Below are 6,148 nucleotides of genomic sequence, written 5' to 3' on the forward strand. Positions count from 1 at the left end.
ATCGTCGGCTCCGGTGCGGACACGGCCGTCACGAGCCGGCCAGCTTCAAGAAGTGTGAACGTACGTCGCAGCGCAGTCGGCACCTCGGCCAGCACCCGCGAGCGCAGGTCGCGGGTGGCGACCAGGACCAGGTCGGCCCACTCCGCCTGGTCCGGCTCGAACTGGCGCGCGACGAAGCTCGTCGGGTCGGCGCCCAGCTCGGTAGCGAGCCGGGCCACCGTCGGGTCCATCGGTTCGCCGACCAGCGCGCGCACCCCACTGCTCCGGACCTCGAAGCCCGCCCCGAGCCGCGACAGCAGCAGCCGCTCGGCCAGCGGCGAGCGACAGACGTTGCCCACGCAGACGACCAGGATGCGGAAGGGGTCCTGCGGCGTCGCTCGATACGCTGCGTCACCAGCACGCGTCTCCCTTGCCACGCCGGAACCCTAGCGATTGCACCCCGCCCAGCGGGGCGATCGCTCAGTGTTGCGGCAGGGAGTCCGGGGTGCCGAGGACGGTACGTGACGCCGGGTCGGTGACCGCCTTGCCGATGACGTACGACGCGAGCTCGGTCCCGCCGGCCAGGTGGCGGGTGTCGACGGCGAGGAGTCCGTCCCCCCGGCGTGGGTTCCACGCGCGACCGAGCGGCCCGGTCCGTTGCACGGTCGGCATCCGGTCCGCGCGGACCAGCACCGGCATCGGTTGCTGCGGAACGACCCCCGTCACGTCGTCCCACGGAACCTCCCACCGGCGGCCGTCGTGCTCGTGGGCGAGCCGCCGGGGTGAGAGCCAGATCCCACCGGCGAGATCGCGGCCGGGTGCGGCCAGCCAGAGTGCGGCCAGTCCGAGCAGCGCGCAGACCACGGCCACGCCCCACGACTCGACCAGGCTCGCCGACACGGCTGAGGCCAGCAGCACCAGGCCGTAGCCGAGGAGGACCATCGACGAGATCCGGCTGGGAGCGGAGGCGCGTGGGAGGAAGAGGGCCGACTCCTCAGGCGTCAGCTCGACGAGCCGGGGGCGAGGCGGCGGCCGTCGGTCCGCCAGCAGTCGGGCGACACCTCCGACGGCGGAGATGAGCACGAGCACACCGATCGTGAAGAACACCCGGCCGGTCTCGTCGCCGAGCCCGATCGCCCCGATCACCACCAGCGGGGCCCCGATCAGGACGAGGATGGCGGCGCCGGCCCACCGCAGCGCTTTCACGTCGTACAACCTCTCACGTCCGCCGACCCCTCAGTCGAAGAGCCCGCCGATGCCGTCGACGACCGCGCCGCCGACGTCGCTGGCGCCGTCGAGCAGCGCGTCACCGGTGTCGGCGAGCGTGTCGACGCCGGCCATGAACGCGTCGCTGACGTCGCCGCCGCTCTCCCACAGCCCGTCGATCATGCCGGAGGTGAACACGCCCACGCCTGCTCCGACGACGGTGCCGACGACGGTGCCGACCGGACCGCCGATCATGGTGCCGACCACGGCGCCGGTGGCCACGGATGCCGCGAAGCCGCCCACGTTGGAGGTGACGGCCTGGGCCGCGCTCTCGTCGCCGTGCTCCATGTCGTACCAGATGCCGACCCCCGTCAGGACGCCACCGACGGCGAGGGGGACCGCCTTGCCCATCCTGAGCAGCCGGCCGGCACGAGCCGCGTCGTCGGCGGCCCCGGTAGCGGTCGAGCGCCAGTGGTCGAGGTCGTCGTAGAACTGCGCCGGGTTCGGCACCCTGGTGGTGTTGCGAAGCCGCTCGAGGTGCTGGTCGGACAGGTTCGCCCAGTACTGGGAGCTGCCGCGCAGGACACTGCCCTGGAGGTCGAGGACGGCGCCGCCGAGACCGCCGGCGATGTCCGTCAGGGTGAAGGTCCAGCTGGCGCCGTCGAGCGCGCGGTCCTTCGAGGACACCCGCTCCCATGCCCGCTCGATGTCGTCCCACACCTCGCCGGCCCGCTCGACCAGCCGGTTGTAGAGACGGATCTTGTCCTGGTGGGCGTTGTACGCCGTGACGTCGGCGTTGTACCGGTCGGCCGCGCCCTGGGAGGCCGCCTCCGGGGGCTCTCCCGGAAGTGCAGGGCCGTCACCCGGCGGCTGGATCGTGAAGCCGGCGACGGTGAGACCGCCGGCGCGGGCGTCGTCGCGGATGGCTGTCATCCGGTTCTGGCACCGCTCGAGCGATCCGGCGTAGTCGTCGAAGGCGTTCTTCACGCCGGTGACGCCGGTCTCGACGTGGTCGGTCTGGGTCACGGCGCGCCGCATCGCGCTCGCGAACGCCTCGCCGGTGTCGCCGCGCCAGTCCGCGGCGGCCGAGCGGCGGGCCGCCGCGAACGAGTCGCCGCCCTCCTCGACCGCAGGCTGCAACGTGTCGCTCAGCCAGGTCGCGGCCGCACGGATCGAGCTCGGCGACCCCTCGATCTCGGTGTCGATGCTCACTGCGGCACCGGCCTCCCGCCGCCGTACGACGTGGAGACGTCGTGGTCGGTCTCCCAGAAGTGGGTGTCGGCCTCGCCCACCTGGGCGCTGACGCCGGAGAGGCCCTCGGACAGGGCGGCCGCCTGGTCGACGACCTTCGACATCATGCCCGTGAGCATCGCGGTCATCTCGCCCGCGTCGATGCCTCGGGGCGCCGAGCCTCCCGTCCCTTCGAGGGCGTCGCTGCCCTTGCCGAGCTCGCCTCGGATGTCGGAGAGGACGCCGGCAGGGATCCGGAGCTCGTCACCCATGGGCCGCCTCCTCCCGGGGGTGGAGGTCTCGGTCGAGAAGCAGCAGGTCGAACGGGGCACGCTCGTGGGCGAGCTGCAGGTTCGGGACGCTGAGCAGTGCCCACGGGTGGCCCTCGCCGTACTGCTCCTCGAGCCGGTCGATGGCCGAGTAGACGAACAGCGCCACCCGGCCGTCACGCAGCTCGTGCATGCGGAGCCGGTTGGCGCCGTCCTCGTCGGTGATCGTCGGCACGTAGACGACGGGGGGTAGGGCGGGTCGTTCCATGCCGAGCATCATGACCCGCTCGGCCGATCCCCAAACGTGCCGCCCGGGTCAGACCGAGATCGCGACCTCCGCGACCGCGCCGACCTGCGCCGCTACGGTGCGGTCGACCACCTCCGCCCGCGGCGCCAGGGTCCGCAGCGTCCAGCGACCGTTCCCAGCGAAGAACCGGAACTGTCCGGCGTCGTCGGTCGGCACCTCGGCGGTGAACTCCCCGGTGCTGTCGAGCAGGCGCACGTACGCGTTGCCGACCGGCTCGCCTGATCGCGTGACCTGGCCCTGGATGATCGCTTCCTTGGTGACGTCGACGCCTTCCAGCGACCGGCCGCCCACCACAGCTCCGCAAGCCATCAGGCCTCCCCGGGCTCGTCGCCGAGGACCACCGGCACGCCGACGAGCGAGCCGTACTCGGTCCACGATCCGTCGTAGTTCTTCACGTTCTGCTGCCCGAGCAGCTCCTTCAGCACGAACCAGGTGTGGCTGGAGCGCTCACCGATCCGGCAGTAGGCGATCGTGTCCTTGCCCCAGTCGACGCCGGCCTCGCTGTAGATCTCCTTCAGCTCGTCGTCGGACTTGAACGTGCCGTCGTCGTTGGCCGCCTTGCTCCACGGCACACTCGCTGCGGTCGGGATGTGGCCCGCGCGCTGCGCCTGCTCCTGCGGCAGGTGCGCCGGGGCCAGCAGCCGGCCCGCGTACTCGTCGGGGCTCCGGACGTCGACCAGGTTCTGGGACCCGATCGCCGCGACGACCTCGTCGCGGAAAGCGCGGATCGAGCGGTCCTGCTGCTGCGCGACGTACTGCGTGGGGGCACGGTCCGGCAGGTCGGTCGTGAGCTCACGGGAGTCGAGCTCCCACTTCTTGCGGCCACCGTCGAGGAGCTTGACGTCCTGGTGGCCGTAGAGCTTGAAGTACCAGTACGCGTAGGCGGCGAACCAGTTGTTGTTCCCGCCGTACAGCACCACGGTGTGGTCGTTGCCGACGCCCCGCTGCGAGAGCAGCGCCTCGAACTGCTCCTTGCTCACGAAGTCGCGGCGGACCTGGTCCTGCAGATCGGTCGTCCAGTCGAGCTTGATCGCGCCCTGGATGTGGCCCTTGTCGTAGGCGGTGGTGTCCTCGTCGACCTCGACCAGGACCACCTGGTCGTTGTCCAGGTTCTGCTCGACCCAGTCGGCGGTGACGAGCGTGGCTTCGCGGCTCATGGTTGGGTACTGCCTTTCAGTTGGAGGTTGCGACGGTGGTGCGCGTGCCGGACACGCGCTTGGCCAGGAGGTAGATCTCGCAGCCGAGGCAGATGCCGACGGCCGCGTTGAGCAGCGCCGCTACCAGCGCGAGGCCGACGGCGACGAGTCCGAGCGTGGTGACGCCGCTGAGCACAGCGACCAGGCCGACCAAGGCGAAGCCCAGACCGACCGCTTGGGCGAACCGCGGTGGGGCGGCGTCCTCGAGCTCGGCGGGCGGCCCGAGCCTGGGTCGGATCAGGGTCCGGAAGAGCAGGGCGTACGGCGTGTGCTGGACGCCGACGAACGCCCCGACGGCGAACACGGCCGTCTGCACCGCCAGGAGGGCGGTCGACACCGGGCCGGGTGCTGTGAGGAGTACCAACGCCAGCACGACGCTGGTGAGGGCGGCAGCGACTCGGGCGCCGCGTGGATCGATGAGCGTGGGCATGAAGGTCCTGTCCTGAAGTCCGGCGGAACGGGCGGATTCGGAGGGCACGCACACAGTTTAGTCGAGTGGTCGACTAGACATAGTCTAGAAATGACGGGCGCGTGCCCTAGGACATGCGACACATGGCCGAGCGCACCAGGCAGTGGTCCACTGCGCGGCGCTTGGTCAACATGGTCGAGCTCATGGGGTGAAGGCTAGGGCGCACGCGTCCCTGGCCGGTAACGCGTGTCTCATTTTGCGAGACGGCTGTCCACCATTTGGTCATGACGCCTCGATTCCCGCGAGGACCGCCAGCACGTGCTCCTTGCGAGGCGCCCCGGCCGCCCGGGTCACCTCGTGGCCGGCGTGGTCGAGAACCAGCGTGGTCGGCGTCCGGGTGACGCCGACTCGGCGTACGAGATCGAGGTGCTGCTCGGCGTCGAGCTCCACGTGCCGCACGCCCGGCACCGCGGCGGCGACGTCCGCGAGGACGCGCCTGGTCGCGCGGCAGGGGGCGCAGAAGGCGCTGGAGAACTGCACCAGCGTGGCGCGCTCGCCGAGCTGGTCGCTCGGCACCACCGGGGGTTTCGAGGCTCGCTGCGCTCGCACCTCAACCACGGGCGCGACCTCGTCGTCTGGTCGTCTGATCCGGTGAGTGCCGCGGAACCGGCCGTCCGACAGCAGCCGGTAGGTCCCCAGCCCCAGTGCGAGCGCCACGCTCACGAGCAGGATCCAGCCGCCGGGGGTCATGCCGGATCAACGTGCGCGCAGGCGTTCGCATTCCGCTCGCAGCTGCTGGACCTCCGCCTCGAGCCGCAGCACGTGGGCGATCCCCGCGAGATTGAGGCCTTCGGCGAGCAGGTCCCGGATCCGCCGCAGGCGCTCGACGTCCTGCTCGCTGTAGCGACGGGTGCCGCCGGCGGTGCGCTCCGGCTCGAGCAGGCCGTGGCGCTCGTACACGCGCAGGTTCTGAGCCGGCATGCGGACCATCTCGGACGCCACCGAGATGGCGAACACGCCACGCGCTCGCGACATCGCTGAATCAACTCCTCCAAGGACTTGCCATCTGTACATCAGGGAATCTATAACAGTCATTGCACGTTAACACCGGTAGACATCACCGACACGACACGAACACGAGGAGGATTCCGTGATGTTGCTGCGTACGACTGACCCGTTCCGTGACTTCGACCGGCTGACCAGCCAGCTGCTCGGCACGACCAACCGCCCCGCGGTCATGCAGATGGACGCCTGGCGCGAGGGTGACCGCTTCGTCCTCGAGTTCGACCTCCCCGGCGTCTCGCGGGACAGCATCGACCTCGACGTCGAGCGCAACGTGCTGACCGTCCGAGCCGAGCGGGTCGCCCGCAACGGCGACTGGGAGATGCTCGCGAGCGAGCGCCCGCGCGGTCAGTTCAGCCGCCAGCTGGTCCTGGGCGACAACCTCGACCTCGAGCACATCGAGGCCAGCTACGAGGCCGGCGTGCTGCGGCTCGTGGTCCCGGTCGCGGAGAAGGCCAAGCCGCGCAAGATCGAGATCCAGTCCAGCCAC

Annotated in this window: 11 protein-coding genes; 1 reads left to right on the forward strand and 10 read right to left on the reverse strand. The window is 70.7% G+C overall.

The features are described 5' to 3' along the window. The 10 genes from VFZ39_RS06275 to VFZ39_RS06320 form a co-directional block, all read right to left on the reverse strand. Positions 1–416: hypothetical protein (locus VFZ39_RS06275; RefSeq protein WP_330864875.1), on the reverse strand; the 416-nt coding region annotated here is incomplete at its 3' end. A 43-nt stretch (positions 417–459) separates the two neighbouring features. Further along, positions 460–1,185 (reverse strand): hypothetical protein, encoded by a 726-nt coding sequence (locus tag VFZ39_RS06280; RefSeq protein WP_330864876.1) that lies wholly within the window; start codon positions 1,183–1,185, stop codon positions 460–462. A gap of 30 nt (positions 1,186–1,215) precedes the next feature. Continuing rightward, the gene (locus tag VFZ39_RS06285; protein ID WP_330864877.1) at positions 1,216–2,397 is read right to left on the reverse strand and encodes a hypothetical protein; all 1,182 of its coding nucleotides are present in this window, start codon (positions 2,395–2,397) and stop codon (positions 1,216–1,218) included. Continuing rightward, positions 2,394–2,687 (reverse strand): hypothetical protein, encoded by a 294-nt coding sequence (locus VFZ39_RS06290; RefSeq protein ID WP_330864878.1) that lies wholly within the window; start codon positions 2,685–2,687, stop codon positions 2,394–2,396. Before VFZ39_RS06290 ends, VFZ39_RS06285 begins: the two co-directional genes overlap by 4 nt. Next, complete coding sequence (locus VFZ39_RS06295; RefSeq protein WP_330864879.1) at positions 2,680–2,952, reverse strand: SAV_915 family protein; 273 nt, start codon at positions 2,950–2,952, stop codon at positions 2,680–2,682. The genes VFZ39_RS06290 and VFZ39_RS06295 overlap by 8 nt, the downstream gene beginning before the upstream one ends. Before the next feature lie 48 nt (positions 2,953–3,000). Then, positions 3,001–3,300: a DUF1416 domain-containing protein gene (locus VFZ39_RS06300; RefSeq protein WP_330864880.1), complete on the reverse strand. Its 300-nt coding sequence runs from the start codon at positions 3,298–3,300 to the stop codon at positions 3,001–3,003. Beyond that, positions 3,300–4,148: a sulfurtransferase gene (locus VFZ39_RS06305; protein WP_330864881.1), complete on the reverse strand. Its 849-nt coding sequence runs from the start codon at positions 4,146–4,148 to the stop codon at positions 3,300–3,302. Before VFZ39_RS06305 ends, VFZ39_RS06300 begins: the two co-directional genes overlap by 1 nt. A 16-nt stretch (positions 4,149–4,164) precedes the next feature. Further along, the gene (locus tag VFZ39_RS06310; protein ID WP_330864882.1) at positions 4,165–4,617 is read right to left on the reverse strand and encodes a DUF4395 domain-containing protein; all 453 of its coding nucleotides are present in this window, start codon (positions 4,615–4,617) and stop codon (positions 4,165–4,167) included. A gap of 261 nt (positions 4,618–4,878) precedes the next feature. Further along, on the reverse strand, positions 4,879–5,346 hold the full coding sequence (locus tag VFZ39_RS06315) for a TlpA family protein disulfide reductase (RefSeq protein ID WP_330864883.1): 468 nt from the start codon (positions 5,344–5,346) through the stop codon (positions 4,879–4,881). A 6-nt stretch (positions 5,347–5,352) separates the two neighbouring features. Then, positions 5,353–5,631 (reverse strand): MerR family transcriptional regulator, encoded by a 279-nt coding sequence (locus VFZ39_RS06320; protein WP_330864884.1) that lies wholly within the window; start codon positions 5,629–5,631, stop codon positions 5,353–5,355. Between the two features lie 118 nt (positions 5,632–5,749). Here VFZ39_RS06320 and VFZ39_RS06325 point away from each other — a divergent pair. Then, on the forward strand, positions 5,750–6,148 hold a 399-nt coding region (locus VFZ39_RS06325), incomplete at its 3' end, for an Hsp20/alpha crystallin family protein (RefSeq protein ID WP_330864885.1).

Source organism: Nocardioides sp., assembly GCF_036374615.1.
GTDB lineage: Bacteria > Actinomycetota > Actinomycetes > Propionibacteriales > Nocardioidaceae > Nocardioides.

Excerpts from the sequence above, each read along its gene's own strand:
- VFZ39_RS06300 (WP_330864880.1), bottom strand. The coding sequence starts at position 3,300 with ATGGCTTGCGGAGCTGTGGTGGGCGGCCGGTCGCTGGAAGGCGTCGAC.
- VFZ39_RS06295 (WP_330864879.1), bottom strand. The coding sequence starts at position 2,952 with ATGGAACGACCCGCCCTACCCCCCGTCGTCTACGTGCCGACGATCACC.
- VFZ39_RS06320 (WP_330864884.1), bottom strand. The coding sequence starts at position 5,631 with ATGTCGCGAGCGCGTGGCGTGTTCGCCATCTCGGTGGCGTCCGAGATG.
- VFZ39_RS06305 (WP_330864881.1), bottom strand. The coding sequence starts at position 4,148 with ATGAGCCGCGAAGCCACGCTCGTCACCGCCGACTGGGTCGAGCAGAAC.
- VFZ39_RS06315 (WP_330864883.1), bottom strand. The coding sequence starts at position 5,346 with ATGACCCCCGGCGGCTGGATCCTGCTCGTGAGCGTGGCGCTCGCACTG.
- VFZ39_RS06310 (WP_330864882.1), bottom strand. The coding sequence starts at position 4,617 with ATGCCCACGCTCATCGATCCACGCGGCGCCCGAGTCGCTGCCGCCCTC.
- VFZ39_RS06290 (WP_330864878.1), bottom strand. The coding sequence starts at position 2,687 with ATGGGTGACGAGCTCCGGATCCCTGCCGGCGTCCTCTCCGACATCCGA.